Origin of the sequence: Sphingobacterium sp. UBA1897 (assembly GCF_002337775.1) — a bacterium.
GTDB classification, from domain to species: domain Bacteria; phylum Bacteroidota; class Bacteroidia; order Sphingobacteriales; family Sphingobacteriaceae; genus Sphingobacterium; species Sphingobacterium siyangense.
This window is the reverse complement of the sequence record NZ_DDGR01000017.1, coordinates 15,883-32,207: the sequence shown is the minus strand read 5'-3', so window position 1 is coordinate 32,207 and position 16,325 is coordinate 15,883. Positions and strand designations below refer to the sequence as shown.

The following is a 16,325-nucleotide window of genomic DNA, read 5'->3' as shown; positions in this document are numbered from 1 at the left end:
TTTATTTTGTACTTGAATGGGAATTCCAAATAGTTTGCCAATAAATTTAACACGCTATTTGCCAATACACTACGAACGAATTTCTTTCTTAATACTGACCGTTATTGAACACTAGCCGTTCAATATTGAACAGGCTGCCAGCCATTTTCTATAATCTTATTCACACATATTGAATTGATCACTTAAGTCTTATAACTGTTTGAAAGCATATTACATTTCTTGTCCAACGTTACCTAAGTTGACAGCTGTTAGAGCAGCTGAAACACCAATGAACAAATTCGATTGTTCTAAGTAATTTCTTATATGCAGAAAGGGACAAGTCAAAGATCATTGGAAAAATGGAAATTAAATGTGTATATTCAATTATGGAGACATATATGATGGCTATAATATTATACCGTTTAGCAAGACAATTATGAAAAATATTTTTTTCGCTTCCACACTGGCTCTGTCTATACTTTCCTGCCAAGAGAATAAGCAACAGAACCCACCTATTGTAGAAAATGCAGTGGATAATGCTGAATCGGCTGCTTCAGGTTCTTTTAAGAGTTATCGTGGAAATAACATAACTGTAGACAATATCTATTCAGAGTTAATAAAAGATGATAAAAACCTTACAGCTCTCAATTCCAGGATTGTGAGGACATTAGAGGAAACAGAAAAAGTTTTAGCTGTATATAATAGTGTACTCGAAACCACTAATTCTTATTATCAGGATGCCAATGAACGAACGAAAGCCATTACAGATTCACTAGTAAAACAACAGGTACAAAAGGAAATTAGTGCCAGTGCTGATCGATACGATCTTAAAGTAAAAAATATAACAGATCATATCAGTCAAATAACTAAAAATAATGAAAATCTGGTTAGCACGTATACTGCTTTTAAAATCAGAAAAACGCTACCTGAAATTGAAAAATATCAAAATGCGCATCCTCTAAAAACAGATAGCCTGAATACTTTCATTATCAAGCAGAATAAATTGCTGGATGAATTAAAAAAAATTAAATAAATGTGCGGCTTCTTACTTTCGTCCATCCAGGCCCGTATCATCCTTTCCCTATTAAAAGCTAACCCCATCTGTCCATCGCTTGCCACTGCAATCAGACCGACGTCTGATTGATCTCAACGCCTAATTTCCTCAGTTCATTCGATTTTTTCCTGCGTTCATTGTTTTGTTATTGAATAAAAAACAGCACAATAATATTTTTGCTTCATCAAACAATTAAAATCAAAAAAGATGAACAGAGAATTAGTATTTTTAAGAATTTTCACAGTTGCAACTGTTATAGGAATTACATTAATTTCATTAACTGCATTTAAAAAATCAGGAAACCAAAAATTTAGTGAAATAGATGTAGAACGTATCAACATTGTGGAAAAAGACGGAACGGTAAAAATGGTTATTACCAATGTAGATCGTTTTCCGAACGGAACTAGCAAAATCAATAATCGCCCGACCAACGCAGACCGAAAAAAACGTTCGGGAATGTTATTCTTTAACGAAGAAGGCATAGAATGTGGCGGATTTATCTATGACGGAAGAAAAACAGAAAACGGACATTCGGCGGGGCTTTCTCTTACTTACGACCAATATGATGGCGACCAAGTAATGCAATTACTGACACAAGATATTGGAAAAGGCGACAAACGATCTGTTAGCAGTACGTTGGCGTTCAACGATCGACCAAACAAAGAATCGCAACTCAAAACAATGGAAATCATGCAAGAACTTGAAGTACTTCGCAAGAAAGATCCAAAAGCAATGGAAGAAAAATACAAAGAATATGAAGCACAAGGAATACTTGGTGGCGTTCCACGAGTAATGCTTGGTAAATCCAGAAGTCAAAACAACGGATTGTTTCTTTTTGATGATAAAGGCATGCCAAAAGCGATGTTTTATGTGGACAAAGAAAACAATGCAAAACTAGATTTCTATGATGAAACAGGAAAAGTCATGGCTTCATTTCCTGAAAAGAAAAATTAATTAGTTTCAGCATAAAAAAATAGTCCTGCAACATCTCAGGACTATTTTTTTTGTAAATTGTCATATCAAACTTCAATGAAAAATATCATCCACAAAATATATCAAATCCGACATTTTTTGCTGTTCATTTTACTGTTCGCTTACATACAATCCATTTACACGCGAATAGCAGTAAGACGGCAAATAAATGCTTACATATTCACTCCAGAAGCAGCTTTGGCTACAGTAATTGGAGCAGGAATTTTGTTTTTGATTATTCTTTTCTTCATTCGAAAATGGCAAGGAACAGATACGTTCACTAATCAAACAATGCTGAAAATTTTTGGCACTTCGTTGCTTTCATTTGTAATTTCTATGCAGTTGATAGGATTATTGATAGCATTTGCTTTTGGAAATATAGAGCGGAATTTCAACCAACAAGCCTTTACTCTTTCCTTGTTTTCTGATTTTTTGAATGGCGTTATTTACGGTAGTTTTTTCCTTGCCTATCACTATTTCAATAAAAATAAAAAACACCAACAAAAACTAGCAATATATAACCAATCTTTGGCAGAAAGTAAAATCAATCAACTCAAAGCACAACTTAATCCGCATTTTTTGTTCAATAATCTAAATGTATTGGATCAATTAATTGAAGAAGACAAACAAAAAGCATCTGATTTTCTGAACGAATTTGCCGAAATTTATCGTTATGTATTGCAAGCATCAGATAAGGAATTGACAGATATTGATCAGGAAATCGATTTTGCTAAACAATATTTCAAACTCATTCAGTATAAGTATGGAAATGCCTATCAGCTAAACATCGAAACCCAAAATGCAAAAGGTTTTATTGTTCCGCTTACTTTGCAATTATTAATTGAAAATGCACTTCAACACAATATAGGTTCACAAGAAAATCCTGTTTATATCAAAATAAATATTGATGAAAATATTTTTGTTTCAAATAATATAAATCTGAAGCGAAATACAAAGCTAACATCAGGACGAGCACTGAAAAACCTGAAAGAACAATATCAATTGCTTTCAAAAAAACCAATTGAAATTCATCAAACCGAAAAAGAATTTTCTGCAACTGTCCCTATTATTCATAAACAAAGTAAATGACAAAAATACTCATCATAGAAGACGAAATTCCGGCTCGAAAAAAGCTAAAAAGATTTATTGAAGAAGTAAATTCCTCAACCGAAATCATCGCCGAATTAGATACAGTTCAATCTGCTGTGTTTTTTTTGAAAAGCCACCAACCTGACCTTATTTTTTCGGATATTGAACTTTTGGACGGAAATGCTTTTGAGATTTACCAGCAAGTTTATATTTCGTGTCCTATCATTTTCACCACGGCTTACGACCAATTTTGGATGGATGCTTTTGATGGCAATGGTATCGCATATTTACTGAAACCTTTCTCTAAAGAACGATTTCTAAAAGCGTGGGACAAATATCTTTTACTTGGAAATGCTACTTCAAATGAAGAAAAGGCAATCGTCAATCTAACCAAATTTTTTCAGCAAAATTTCATCCAAAAACAGTATAAAAAACGTTTTTCCATCAATACGAATCAAGGGATTTATTTCTTAGAAACAGAAAACATTTTGTTTTTTGAAGCCGATGAAGGAATTATTTTTGCTTACGATACCAAAGGTAAAAAACATCTACTTACTGAAACTACATTGAAAGAAATTGAAGAGCAACTCAATCCTTTGGACTTTTTCCGTATCAACCGAAGTGAATTTGTTCACAAACCTTACATCGAAAAGATCGAACGATATAAAAAAAATACGCTTGCTATCAAATTAAAAGGATTTGAAACTTATTTAAAAACCAGTCAAAGCAATACGGCGACATTTCGGGAATGGATTGAAAAATAAGAGCGATCGCATTTAAGCGAGCTCTTTCCTTATTCTGCTCAAGGACTGCGGCGTTATTTTTAGATAAGAAGCGATATATTGCTGTGGAACCTGCTGAATGATCGCTGGGTAACGTCGCAAAAGTTCCAGGTATTTCGTTTTCGCATCACCATAATTCAGAAAATCATTATCTTTTATTTTTTGAAGCAACGAAGCCTCACTAAGGGTTTTGAAATAAACATATAGATTTGGAATGGTCTGAAAATAACCTTCAAAAACTGAAAAAGCTATCGTATAGATCTTGCTGGCAACAACTGCCTGAATAGCCTCTGTCGCAGGCTGCCTAGTATAGTAACTTTCAAGATTTGCAAAAAATTGGTGCTCCTTGATAAAATGCTTCGTGACATCATTGCCTGATATATCCGCACCCAGCAAACGTAAGATACCGCTTTCAACAAAGAGAATCTCAGACGCTACTTCATGGAGTTCTTCGATATAGATACCCGCTTTTACCTGGCGTAATTTAAAACTCCCAGCAAGCAGATCAATATCGCTTGCCGCAAGTATTCCTCCAAAAGCAAGTGCAGCCTTAAGTTTTTCCATTATTTTACGATTTGTAGTTCCAATAGACTGTTTGCGCAGGAGATCACAGCTTCTTTAACAGGAATGGGCTTCCATCCCAGTTCTCTCTGTGCTTTACTGATATCTGTTTTCCTCCGAACCATCTCCAACAAAACCGGCTTGAGCTTGGGACGAAATTGTGTCAGCATCCTTGTTATAAAGTTAGGAAATTCTGCTGTAGGAATTTTACGTCCCGGAAAATGATCTTTAAGGATGATCGCAACAGCCTTGAGCGTTAAATATCCTGTGGCAGCGATATACCTATTGCCGGCTGCAACAGGGCTTTCCATCGCCAAAATAAGGAGATCTGCAACAGAACGGACATCGACAAGATCGAAACCGATCTTGGGCAAGGCGGGATAACTCCCGTTCATCAAGGCGACAACGATCTCTGCAGAAGTACCATAATCTCTTTCGATCACCGGCCCCAAAATAGCCCCTGGACATACTGTAACCAATTCCAGCGAGCTAGCGTCTTGTCTGATAAAATCCCAGGCGGCCTTCTCGGCAATGGTTTTACTTTTATAATATGGCGTAATATCGCTCTTGCGGCTTATATCCGTCCAATCGCTTTCCGTTAAAATTTTGTTGGGTTCTTTATTTTGTCTACCATAAGCAATAGCGGCTAAAGAAGAGGTCATCACAACCCGCTTAACATTGTTGTCTACTGCGGCACTCAAAATATTTAACGTACCGTTTTTTGCAGGTACGATTAATTCATCCTCATTCTTGGGCAGTGTTGTAGGGAAAGGTGATGCAACATGCTGGATAAAGTCCACTCCTTTTGCAAGATCGTTCCAGATACTTGCATCGTTTAAATCTGCGACTGCAAAGTGCAGCTTATCCAAATGATCGGTATGTTGGCCAATCACCTCCTTTATCGATGATATGCGATCTCTGTTCCGTAGTGTACCTATCACCTCATAGCCTTTATTGAGCAATTGAATGGCCGTATGTGCACCTAAAAAACCGGTAACTCCGGTCAGTAATACTTGCTGATTTTTCATTTCCTTTTATTTATAAAGTTCGGATGATCTCATCAAGCTACCATTACCATTTGTTAAGAAATAAGGCTTTTTACATCTTTTGTGATTAGTTGCGCTACTTCACCTATCTCGGAGCAGATATAAACAGTTTTATCCATCTTTTCCAGATAAAGAGCAAACTCGTCGAGTACCTCAACGTCATTCCCGACGAGAATAAAACAGTCGAAAAGATGACCAAGGCTTCCAAGGGTTTCTATTTTTAAGCTTAATCTCTTTTGGAAAAAAATCATAACAATCATAACACATATTTTTAGAATACTTAAATGGCGCCCCGCTGACACCAGAAAACAACGGGGACACCATAGACAATCAGATTTGAAATGCATCAGCAAATCGGGCAAACGTTTCTCGTGCCGCATAAATGGCATCTGCAGCATGTTCTTCCGAAATATTTGCACGCAAAACATCAATAAAGACATTCCATTTCTGATTTGTTTCTGAACCATAGCCGGAGAAGAACGATACTCCTTCAGTTATTCCGTATTTCCCAAGCATTTGAACAATGACCATCCCGCCCATCACGGAACCCTCCATGACGTAAAGTGCACCCAGCGCCTTTGCCATACTGTCGATGGTAGGGACATGTACTTCTGGAAGTTCGTTCAGATCTCCACCTAAGTCCACGATATCCTCAGCAAGACTAACGGCATGTCGCCTTTCGGGATAATCTGCCAATATATTCGCAGTGATATATGGAGCAATGGCTTCTTCTAAATTCTTGAAATAGCTATAAAATATTTTCAACAGATCTGCGTATTCCGCATTGCTACGGATCGACTTTAATCTGGCGACAACCAATTTCTCCAATTGTTGGTGCGGTGAGGCGGTTTGATTTCTTAATTCTTCTTGTATCATCATTATTGTTTTTTATTGTAAAAGGTGATTTTTGTTCTATCATTCTACACCGCCACCCAGACTGCGATACAGGTCGGCAATGGCAGACAGCTCCTGACGTCGGACAGATGCGAGGTCAAGTTCGCTCTGCAATACATTAACCTGTGCTGTAATCACTTCGAGATAGTTTGCCATGCCATTCACGAAAAGGGTATTGGCATTTGCTGTTGCCTGCTGCAGTGTATTGACACGTTGGGCTGTAATGTACTGCTGCTGTTTCAGCTTCTCGATCTTTACTATGGCATCGGAGACCTCTCCAACCGCTCCCAAGACTGTTTTTCGAAATGCAACAATTGTTTTCTCTCGTTCAATAGCAGCTATCTTATACTGTGTGCTAAGTTCCTTATGCTGGAGTAATGGCTGTAAGATAGTTCCGCCCACAGTACCAAAGAGTGCTCCCGGAATATTGAACCAATCGCTTGCTTTCAGTGCCCCCACTCCGCCTGCGGCAGTAATTCGAAGTGCAGGATACAGCTGCGCTTTGCTGATGCCTACTTTTGCATTCGCAATCACCAGGTCCAGCTCGCGGCTCCGGACATCTGGTCGTCGCCGAACCATATCAATGGGCACACCAGTAGAGAGCTGCTCCGGAAACTTAATCTCATGAAGCACAGTACGCCCCAGCTGTATACCCGGCAATTCACCAGCAAGCACATGTAGCGCATTCTCCTGCAATATGATTTCCTTTTCAAGTTGCGGGATCAGCTCCGCGACTGCCAGTCGCTGTGCCTCTGCTTGCTGAACCGCCAAATAGGTGGCCTGCCCCATTTTATACTGCACATTTGTAATACGCAAAGTACTATCATTTAATGCCATATTCGCTACTGCGACACGACGCTGCTGATCTAGCATAAGAAGATTATAATAGCCTTTTGAAACACTGATAATAAGATCGGTCTGCAAGGCTTTACGAGCCTCATCACTCTGTAAATAAGCGGCAAGCACGGCTTTGTTGGAATTACGGATCTTTCCCCATACATCGGCTTCCCAAGTCAAACTGGCTCCTAAGGAATAATCCTCGATATGATTGGCCCCTAAAAACTGACTTGCCGTCATCCCGTTGAGGCTGTAATTAGAAGGATTACTTGTATTTCCCGTTGCATTGAGACTGACAACAGGTAGATTGTTCCATTTTGACTGCCGTACAAGCAGATGTGCTGATTCGATATTTTTCAGCGCGACCTGCATATCAAAGTTTTTCTTCAGGGTACTATCGATCATTACCTGCAACACTTTATCCGTGAAAAAACTCTTCCATGGCAGCATAGCGATACCAAGCGTATCTTTATCGGTCTCTCCACGGAAAGCCGCAGGAAGTTCTGGCTTGGGCAACTGGACGTCTTTAGTGATCGCACAGCCAACCAAGGTGCCTAGGAATGCAGTCATAAGAATAATTTGACGATAGTTTTTAGTTAAATAGCTCATAAATTGTCTCTTTTATTTGTCTTAAGCTTCTATAGCATGTTGGATCGCTGGTGTTGGTTGCGTTTTCCTACCCGATATTTTCTCCTGCAGAGCCTGAAACACAACGAACAGAACCGGTATGATAAATAATCCCAGAATGACACCACTGATCATTCCGCCTGCAGCACCTATACTGATCGAATGGTTTCCCATCGCGGACGGTCCAGTGGCCCGCATCATAGGGGAAATACCAGCAACAAATGCGATTGAGGTCATAATAATAGGACGGACACGCAGTTTGGCTGCCTCTAATGCGGCCTGCAGCAATGTAAGCCCTGCATGTCTGCGCTGTACCGCAAATTCGACGATCAGGATTGCATTTTTGGCAAGTAGGCCAATCAGCATAATCAGTGCCACTTGGATATAGATATTATTGTCAATGCCTGCGATGCCGATAGCTGCAAAAACGCCGATGATGCCTGTTGGAACTGAAAAAACTACGGCCAAAGGAAGGATATAGCTGTTATACTGGGCACACAGCAGGAAATAAACAAATAGTAGAGAGAGCGAAAAAATAATCACGGACTGGCCCCCGGACGAGATCTCTTCCCTAGTCATTCCCGAAAATTCATACGAGTAACCTGATGGCAATACATCAGCTGCGACTTCCCGGACAGCGAGGATAGCGTCACCGGTACTAAAGCCCGGTTTGGGTACAGCATTGACACCGATCGAGTTGAAAAGGTTATATCGTGTAATCACCTCTGGGCCAAAGACTCTTTTCAAACTGACCATTGTTTTTACGGGAACCATCTTGCCAGATCTGTTCTTGACATAGACTTCGTTCATCGAAGCCGGATCTGCACGTTCCTGTTTGTCGGCCTGTACCATGACCCGATAATACTTACCAAAGCGATTGAAATCGGAAACTTGCGCACTGCCGAAGAAAGATTGCATTGTTCCCAAAACATCTTTTTCATCCACCTCCAATTGTTCGATTTTTTCGTGGTCTAGAATCATCTCGTACTGTGGATAATCTGCACGGAAAGTGGTAAATGCGACAGATATTTCTTTGCGTTTGCTCAACTCGGCAATAAATTTGTTGGCAATACCACCAAATTTATCCAGCTTGCCGCCGGCTTTGTCCTCGAGGACCAGATCCAGCGCATCCACATTGCTGAACCCAGGAACGGTAGGAAAAGAAAACACAAAGCATTGGGCTCCCTTTATTGTATTGAGCCGTTTTTGAATTTCAGCAATGTTAGCAGAGACATCGTTCATCGATCCACGCTCACCATCCTTTTTCATCCTGAAAAAGGCTACTCCGGATGACGGACTGGTGGAATTTGTCAACACATTGAAACCTGCTACTTCATTGAATGCAAATTTCGCTTTCATATCCCGCACCTTATCGGCCGCCTCATCAAGGACTGCCTGCGTCCTATTCATGGACGAACCCGGGGGAAGATTGACCGAAATTGCAATAAAACCCAAGTCTTCTGACGGTATAAAACCTGTCGGAGTCCGACGAATAAGCCAGCCCGTAATTACAACAACAAGCGCTAACCCAGCGAGACTTGCCCATTTAAACTTGATCAGCTTTTTCACTGCTACAACATACTTAGCTGTTACATTTTCAAAGCCTTTATTGAAAGCGTAGAAAAAACGCTGTTTAAAATTTGTGGGCTCTTCTGCATGACCATGATTGACATCTTTCAACAATAAGGCACATAATGCGGGACTGAGGGTCAAAGCATTCAATGCAGAAATAACAATTGCAATAGCTAAAGTAAAGGCAAACTGACGGTAAAACACACCTGCGGACCCTTTCATAAAGCCAACGGGAAGAAATACTGCTGCCATGACCAAAGTAATCGAGATGATGGCACCAGTAATCTCGTGCATCGCGGACATCGTTGCTTTTTTGGCTGTCATATTTTTATTTTCCAGTTTGGAATGTACAGCCTCAACAACGACAATGGCATCGTCTACGACTATACCTATGGCCAGTACGAGTGCAAATAGGGTGAGCAGGTTGATAGAGAACCCGAAGACAGACATAAAGAAAAACGTACCTATAACCGCCACGGGAACTGCAATAGCCGGAATCAGTGTGGACCGGAAATCCTGCAGGAATAGATATACGACTATAAAAACAAGAATAAAGGCTTCCAGAAGTGTATGCTCTACCTGATCAATGGATTGATCAAGCATATCCTTGGTATTGTAGAGTATCTGCTGCTTGATCCCCGGAGGAAAATCTTTTTCAGCTTTTTTCAAAAATTCGGCAACCTTCGTCTGTATTTCTCTCGAGTTGGTACCAGGAAGCTGTATGACCTGGAATAGCACACTTTTTTTATCGTGCACGGTATTTAATGAATTGTAGGTGTAACTGCCCAGTTCCACTTTGGCGACATCTTTAAGTTTGAGCATACTGCCATCTCCGTTCGTTCTGATGATCATATTCCCATAGTCCTCGGGTCTGGTATACTTACCCGCATACTTGAGTACATATTCGAAAGATCTGTCGCTTGATTCACCAAACCTTCCCGGTGCCGCTTCTTGATTTTTACTTTTGACGGCGGCCATCACTTCTGTCGGTGTAATGTTATAAGCGGCCATTTGCGCCGGATTGAGCCATATTCGCATCGAATAATCTCTATTACTGCCGTAAAAAGTGACCTGGCCCACGCCCTGTATACGTTTTAACTCCGGAATGATGTTGATCTGAGCATAATTGGTCAGATATGTTGCATCGTATAGTTCAGGCTTATCACTCATCAAATTAATCGCCATAATAAGCGAATTTTGTACCTTTTGGGTGGTAGTACCGGCCTGGACAACTTCTGGAGGAAGCAATCCCGTAGCAGATGAAACTCGATTCTGTACATTTACAGCGGCCTGGTCGGGATCTGTGCCCAGCTTGAAGTATACGGATATGATGAGTGTACCGTCGTTGCTCGAAGTGGAACTCATATAGGTCATATTTTCTACCCCATTAATGGCTTCCTCCAGCGGTGGCGCTACCGCACGCACCATCGTTTCGGCGTTGGCACCGGGATAATTGGCCGAAACCTGAACCACTGGAGGTGCTATATCCGGAAACTGTTGTATAGGTAGATCCATCAGACCTACCGCGCCAAAAATGACCAGCATGATGGAAACCACAGTAGCGATAACTGGCTTATCAATAAAAATTTTTAACATGGTATAATCGTCTTTAGCATAAGTAAAATAAGGTGACTAGTTGCTCGCCATTTTATCGGATGATATCTCGGGCTTAACAGCCATTCCATCTTTAAGGGACTCCAGCCCTTTTAAAATAAGTCTATCCCCACTAGCCAGGCCGTTGGAAATGTAATAGCTGTTTCCGGCAGCTCCGGTAACCGTTAATGCAACCTGCCGGGTTTTGTTGTGCTGGTCAACGACATAGGCAAAGAGCTTGTCCTGCATTTCGAACGTGGCTGCCTGGGGTACAGCAACTACACCATGCTGCCTCAGGCCAAGTCTAATACGGCCTGAGTTGCCTGAACGAAGCAAACCTTGCCTATTTGGAAAGGTAGCCCTTAGGGTGATTGCTCCAGTAGACCTGTCGAATGCTGCATCAACCATGTCAAGCCGACCTGTTACGGGATAATCAGCTCCACCAGAAAGCACCATATTTACCGCAGCGCTGTTCTTTAACTTTTCGTCGATTGAACGACCTTGCAGACCATCCTTAAAGGCGACAAAATCAGCTTCTCCAACAGAAAAATAAGCGTGAACCTCCCTATTGTCGGAAAGATAGGTCAATGACTGGGCATCGGACGGAGCAACAAGACTACCGGTTTTCTTTCCGAGACGGCCAATATAGCCACTTACAGGAGCTTTAATGGTAGTAAAATTTAAGGTGATTTTGGCATTTTCTATTTTTGCCATCGCTTTTCGTTCACCCGCTACCGCTGCGTCATAGCTAGCCTGTGCTGTTTTAAGCTGATAGTTTGATACGACTCGATTATCAACGAGCACTTTTAGCTTTTCGACTTCAATTTTTGCGGTCTGTACTTCGGCCTGCGCTATGGATAGCTGTGCTTTCGCATCGTTATATGCTTCCCGGTATGGGCGTGAATCGATCAGGAAGAGTGCTTGGCCCTTTTCCACATAGGCACCTTCCTGAACCAAAACCCTTTCCAGGATTCCATTCACCTGGGGGCGGATCTCGACATCAGTAAGCCCCTCTAGCTGTGCAGGATATTCTGTATAAACGACCGTATCGGTCTTGTTTAGAACCAGCACTGGAACCTCAGGAACACTGGGCTCCTGAACAGGTTGATGACCTGGTTTGCAGGAAGAAAATATGATAACTGGAATTGCAATTCCGAGTAACAGATTTTTTTTCATAAAAATTTGATTTGATATAATAGAAATGTGTAAGAATATGAGTGACTGCTGAATTTCTTGAGTTATTCAGTGCTGGTAGTACGGATTAATCAGTAAGTATACGACCACTCCAGTAAAACTGACATACAACCAGATCGGCATAGTCCACCGGGCAATCTTGCGGTGCTGACTAATTCGATTATTTAGCGCAAAAGCCATGGCTAAGAGCCCAAGAGGCACAATGACGGCTGCCAGCACAACGTGCGTGACCAAAATAAAGTAATAAACTCCTCGCAATATGCCATCTCCTTTATAACTGGTAGAAGGTATAGAGAAATGATAGAGCAAATAAGAAAACAGGAATAAGGAGGTAAAGGAGAAGGCAAGAAATATTGAACTTCGATGCAGGAGTACGTCTTTACGACGAACTGCAAACAATGCAAATAGTAGCGAAAAGAAGGTTAAACCATTTAAAATTGCATTGAGCATGGGCAGGCTGGAATAATCACAGCCTGCGACCAAGCTTACTTTTGGCATAAAAAAAGTAAGCAGGATTAAACCATTAATAACGATGGTGAGTACCCAGATAAGTAATATAGAATTTCTGTATGGCATTATTTTATAGATATTTTGTGATTGATGACTGAGCTGGTATTCGTGCAAGCATGGATAAACATTGATTTCAAGAATTAAACATACTACATGGTATGTTTTTGAATATAAAAAGGTTTTTATTGCGCATGATATTTTTTTAACATACTAATCAGTATGTTTTAATACGTAAAAATTAGATTTTAATAAGTCAACCAAAACATACTATAAAGTATGTTTTTATCAAAAAAAAAATTTACTTCAATGAATCGAGGTATTGTCGGAATTCGCTTAGAAATGATACATAATAGGGTTTACCTAATAACTTTCCCATATTTCTGACACCATGGTATAATGTTATGATATGAAGCGCTATCTGTTTGGCATCATGCGAACGCGCTAACTGCCCTGTCTCCTGCCCCCGTATGATCTCAGCTTCGATCGCTCTCTCCCATTTATTCAACGATTTTTTCAACGCTAACCGAAATGCGTCATTCAGTGGAGCCATCTCTTGAATAAGATTTACAGCCGGACAACCATGCTCAACCGTCATAAACGGATGTTTAAAGAGAAGTTTATCCATCATTTTATAGATGTTATCTCTAAAATTTGAGCTTGATGACAGTGAATTTTGAATGTCTGGCCAAATCTCCGTATGCATAGCTTCTTCTATCAACGCTATACCCATCTCTTCTTTATTTTTGAAATGATAGTAAAAGGCTCCTTTGGTCACCTGTGTTGTAGCCAGGATGTCATCAATACTGGTCGATTGAAAACCCTGCTTGTATATCAATTCCATTGCTCTTCTGAGAATATCTGATCTTGTTGCCTGTGCTTTTGACATAAACATACCAATTAGTATGTCGCAAATATACACAGCAAATGCACTGTTTGTCTCCCCCACTTGTCATTCTTAAGTAAAACTGAAAAATTAAAGGAAGTAGTCACTTCATCTCTATTCTTTAGCTATTAAGGGCTAACTGTATGTAAAATGTTTTTGACGGTAAAATGACCCTAAGAAAATCAAAACACTAGATTCTTTTAATATGTTTGCAAACATACTAGTTAGTATGTTGTTTTATTTCCTTAACATTGAAGCAGTTTTTAAGTAAGAAATTTCATCATTTAGGCATTTAGATGAAAACATACTAGTTAGTACTTTTTATAAATTAGGCAAAATAACGAGCCTTGATCTTTTATCTATTACCCATAAAAAAATGTTATGTATTACTTTTTTCTTGTTTGTCATTCAGCTATTCGATGGTTTGTCTTAGGTAGCCTAATTTATGCCATATTCGCTGCGTTCAGGGGATTGAGATTGAAAAAAAAATTCAGTCCCAAGACCAATGCTGTTCGTCACTGGACTGCAACCATTGCCCATGTTCAGTTATTGATCGGAATGGCACTTTATATCCAAAGTCCTATTGTCCTAGCTAAAACGACTGACGGGTTGGGTTCGATGGCTAATCCGCATGTTTTCTTCAAATATATCCATATTTCGTTTGCTGTAGTGGCAATCGTGTTGATTACGATCGGCTCAGCTAAAGCCAAACGTATGCAGGAAGACCAAGCCAAATATCAAACCATGCTATGGTGGTTTTCCGCAGCATTACTTATTATACTAATTGCGATTCCATGGCCGTTTTCTCCCCTGGCAGCACGCCCCTATCTACGCTCATTCTAAATCAATTCATTATACGCTACTAATTTTCAACGTGCAAATGTTAAATCAAATTTTTAAAACACAGTTGGGCCGCCTGCGGCTGCTCAGTTATCTGGAAGGTATTTCGCTTCTTATCCTTGTCTTTATTGCGGTACCATTAAAATATTGGGGACAACAGCCCATGCTGGTTAAAGCGCTTGGACCAATCCATGGTATGCTCTTTTTATGGTTTATTATATCAACACTTAGTGTGGGGATCGAAAGGCACTGGAGATTCAGACAAACAACTTGGAAAGTATTACTTGCCTGCCTTATCCCCTTCGGTACATTTTATATCGATAGGCGTATTCTTAAACCTATCATGGAGGCTGAATGAATAAGAAAACGATAATCGTAGCTAGTATAGCTTTCATAAATTTGATCATTATTTTTGTGGGATACCATATCCGACCTTCTCATTTAAATTATGATACAGCATCCGTAAAGCTAGACTTTACTGTACCGCCCAACTTTCCCGTCCCAAATGCTCCATTCGGTCAACAACAGATAACCCCAGCCGGATTCCAACTTGGAAGGCTTCTCTTCTATGATCGGGTGCTTTCCCTAAACAATTCCATTTCGTGCGCAAGCTGCCATCATGCAGCCGCAGCTTTTTCAGACGAGAATAAGGCGTTGAGTCAAGGTATGAAACAATGTACCGGAACAAGAAATGCTCCGGCACTATTTAATCTTGCCTGGCAAAAGGAATTTATGTGGGATGGACGCATCAAAGAATTGCCACTATCATCTCACAATGCCATTACCAATCCTTGTGAAATCGCCAACAGCATGGTGGGCGCAGTTGAAAAACTTCAGTCGAACAGCAATTATAAAGGATTTTTTAAAGCTGCTTTTGGTTCAACAGCTATAGATTCGACAAAAATGCTGAACGCACTTGCACAGTTTATGACTATGCTCGTATCTGCTAATTCACGTTACGACAAATATACAAGGCATGAAAATGGTGGCATCTTTACGGATACGGAGAAACAAGGGTATACATTATTTAAAAAAAATTGCAGCGTATGTCATCGGGAGCCATTATTCACAGATATGAGTTACCGTAATAACGGTCTAGACCTCATATCCCGAGACTCGGGGAAAAGTAGTTCGACACATTTGGCAAGTGATATAGGAAAGTTTCGTGTGCCCTCACTCCGAAATATTGAAGTCACGGCGCCCTATATGCATGATGGGAGGCTCGCGACACTGGAAGAGGTGCTAGACCATTATACTGAAGACATAAAGCATAATTCTAATCTAGCTGGGGAGTTACAACAAAATGGCAAAATAGGCATTACGCTTTCTGCTAGTGAAAGAAGCAAAATTATAGCTTTTTTAAAAACATTAACAGACAATGACTTTTTAACCGATCCAAGATTTCAACGGCCATGAACAGATAAGATTAGGATAAATATCGATAGCACTTTTAAGCATCTTTCTATTCGGCACATACTGACGATTTAATTAAAAACTGGATGAGAAATCGCAATACAATTGAACTCTTAGGTTTTTGGGAAAGTATATATAATCCCAATTTTAAACCCGTCGAATTCGACGGGTTTAGAAAACAAGCTGGTCTCAATAGTTTTGTGATGACTCCCAAACGCTGGATAGAAAATACCAATGCAATTGGTATAATTTCTAAAGCTGGGAGATACGGAGGAACTTTTGCTCATAAGGACATAGCACTAGAATTCGCTTCCTGGATTTCAATCGAGTTTAAACTTTATATAATAAAGGAGTTTCAACGTTTAAAAGACGATGAAAACAATCGTTTGAAATTAAATTGGGATTTAAATAGAACGCTAGCTAAAGTGAATTATCAAATCCATACAGATGCTATCAAAGAAAATCTCATTCCAGCAGAA

The 16,325-nt window shown here is 40.1% G+C and carries 16 protein-coding genes and 1 pseudogene; 8 read left to right on the top strand and 9 right to left on the bottom strand.

Annotation, left to right across the window (positions count from 1 at the left end; genetic code table 11):
* Positions 1-415: 415 nt before the first annotated feature.
* From B4N43_RS08315 to B4N43_RS08300, 4 genes are all read left to right on the top strand, one after another.
* Positions 416-1,012, top strand: coding sequence for a hypothetical protein (locus tag B4N43_RS08315; protein WP_286734096.1), 597 nt, complete (start codon positions 416-418; stop codon positions 1,010-1,012).
* Positions 1,013-1,240: 228 nt separating this feature from the next.
* Positions 1,241-1,987, top strand: coding sequence for a hypothetical protein (locus tag B4N43_RS08310; protein ID WP_286734094.1), 747 nt, complete (start codon positions 1,241-1,243; stop codon positions 1,985-1,987).
* A 75-nt stretch (positions 1,988-2,062) separates the two neighbouring features.
* The gene (locus B4N43_RS08305) at positions 2,063-3,094 is read left to right on the top strand and encodes a sensor histidine kinase (protein ID WP_286734092.1); all 1,032 of its coding nucleotides are present in this window, start codon (positions 2,063-2,065) and stop codon (positions 3,092-3,094) included.
* Positions 3,091-3,858, top strand: coding sequence for a LytR/AlgR family response regulator transcription factor (locus tag B4N43_RS08300; protein WP_286734090.1), 768 nt, complete (start codon positions 3,091-3,093; stop codon positions 3,856-3,858). Before B4N43_RS08305 ends, B4N43_RS08300 begins: the two co-directional genes overlap by 4 nt.
* A gap of 12 nt (positions 3,859-3,870) precedes the next feature.
* Here the strand turns inward: B4N43_RS08300 and B4N43_RS08295 are convergent, their stop codons facing one another.
* The 9 genes from B4N43_RS08295 to B4N43_RS08255 form a co-directional block, all read right to left on the bottom strand.
* Positions 3,871-4,440 carry a Crp/Fnr family transcriptional regulator gene (locus tag B4N43_RS08295; protein WP_286734088.1) on the bottom strand — a complete coding sequence of 190 codons (570 nt, stop codon included), beginning with the start codon at positions 4,438-4,440 and terminating at the stop codon, positions 3,871-3,873.
* On the bottom strand, positions 4,440-5,465 hold the full coding sequence (locus B4N43_RS08290; protein WP_286734086.1) for an SDR family oxidoreductase: 1,026 nt from the start codon (positions 5,463-5,465) through the stop codon (positions 4,440-4,442). Before B4N43_RS08290 ends, B4N43_RS08295 begins: the two co-directional genes overlap by 1 nt.
* Before the next feature lie 53 nt (positions 5,466-5,518).
* Complete coding sequence (locus B4N43_RS08285; protein ID WP_153847670.1) at positions 5,519-5,743, bottom strand: hypothetical protein; 225 nt, start codon at positions 5,741-5,743, stop codon at positions 5,519-5,521.
* A 70-nt stretch (positions 5,744-5,813) separates the two neighbouring features.
* Positions 5,814-6,362, bottom strand: a complete 549-nt coding sequence (locus tag B4N43_RS08280) for a biliverdin-producing heme oxygenase (RefSeq protein WP_228280151.1) — start codon at positions 6,360-6,362, stop codon at positions 5,814-5,816.
* A 36-nt stretch (positions 6,363-6,398) separates the two neighbouring features.
* A complete protein-coding gene (locus B4N43_RS08275) occupies positions 6,399-7,823 on the bottom strand; it encodes an efflux transporter outer membrane subunit (RefSeq protein ID WP_286734082.1) in 1,425 nt (474 codons plus the stop codon).
* A gap of 21 nt (positions 7,824-7,844) precedes the next feature.
* Positions 7,845-11,009 (bottom strand): efflux RND transporter permease subunit, encoded by a 3,165-nt coding sequence (locus B4N43_RS08270; protein ID WP_286734080.1) that lies wholly within the window; start codon positions 11,007-11,009, stop codon positions 7,845-7,847.
* 36 nt (positions 11,010-11,045) lie between these two features.
* Positions 11,046-12,182 (bottom strand): efflux RND transporter periplasmic adaptor subunit, encoded by a 1,137-nt coding sequence (locus B4N43_RS08265; protein WP_286734077.1) that lies wholly within the window; start codon positions 12,180-12,182, stop codon positions 11,046-11,048.
* Positions 12,183-12,248: 66 nt separating this feature from the next.
* Entirely contained in the window at positions 12,249-12,776 is a 528-nt protein-coding gene (locus B4N43_RS08260; protein ID WP_286734074.1) for a DUF420 domain-containing protein, read from the bottom strand.
* 232 nt (positions 12,777-13,008) lie between these two features.
* Positions 13,009-13,596, bottom strand: a complete 588-nt coding sequence (locus tag B4N43_RS08255) for a TetR/AcrR family transcriptional regulator (RefSeq protein WP_205400737.1) — start codon at positions 13,594-13,596, stop codon at positions 13,009-13,011.
* A 378-nt stretch (positions 13,597-13,974) separates the two neighbouring features.
* Here B4N43_RS08255 and B4N43_RS08250 point away from each other — a divergent pair, with 378 nt between their 5' ends.
* The 4 genes and pseudogenes from B4N43_RS08250 to B4N43_RS08235 form a co-directional block, all read left to right on the top strand.
* Positions 13,975-14,436 carry a hypothetical protein gene (locus B4N43_RS08250; protein WP_286734070.1) on the top strand — a complete coding sequence of 154 codons (462 nt, stop codon included), beginning with the start codon at positions 13,975-13,977 and terminating at the stop codon, positions 14,434-14,436.
* A 37-nt stretch (positions 14,437-14,473) separates the two neighbouring features.
* Complete coding sequence (locus B4N43_RS08245) at positions 14,474-14,791, top strand: DUF3817 domain-containing protein (RefSeq protein ID WP_286734068.1); 318 nt, start codon at positions 14,474-14,476, stop codon at positions 14,789-14,791.
* Positions 14,788-15,849: a cytochrome-c peroxidase gene (locus B4N43_RS08240; protein ID WP_286734066.1), complete on the top strand. Its 1,062-nt coding sequence runs from the start codon at positions 14,788-14,790 to the stop codon at positions 15,847-15,849. The genes B4N43_RS08245 and B4N43_RS08240 overlap by 4 nt, the downstream gene beginning before the upstream one ends.
* A 68-nt stretch (positions 15,850-15,917) precedes the next feature.
* Positions 15,918-16,325, top strand: a pseudogene (locus B4N43_RS08235) (KilA-N domain-containing protein); the annotation flags it as partial.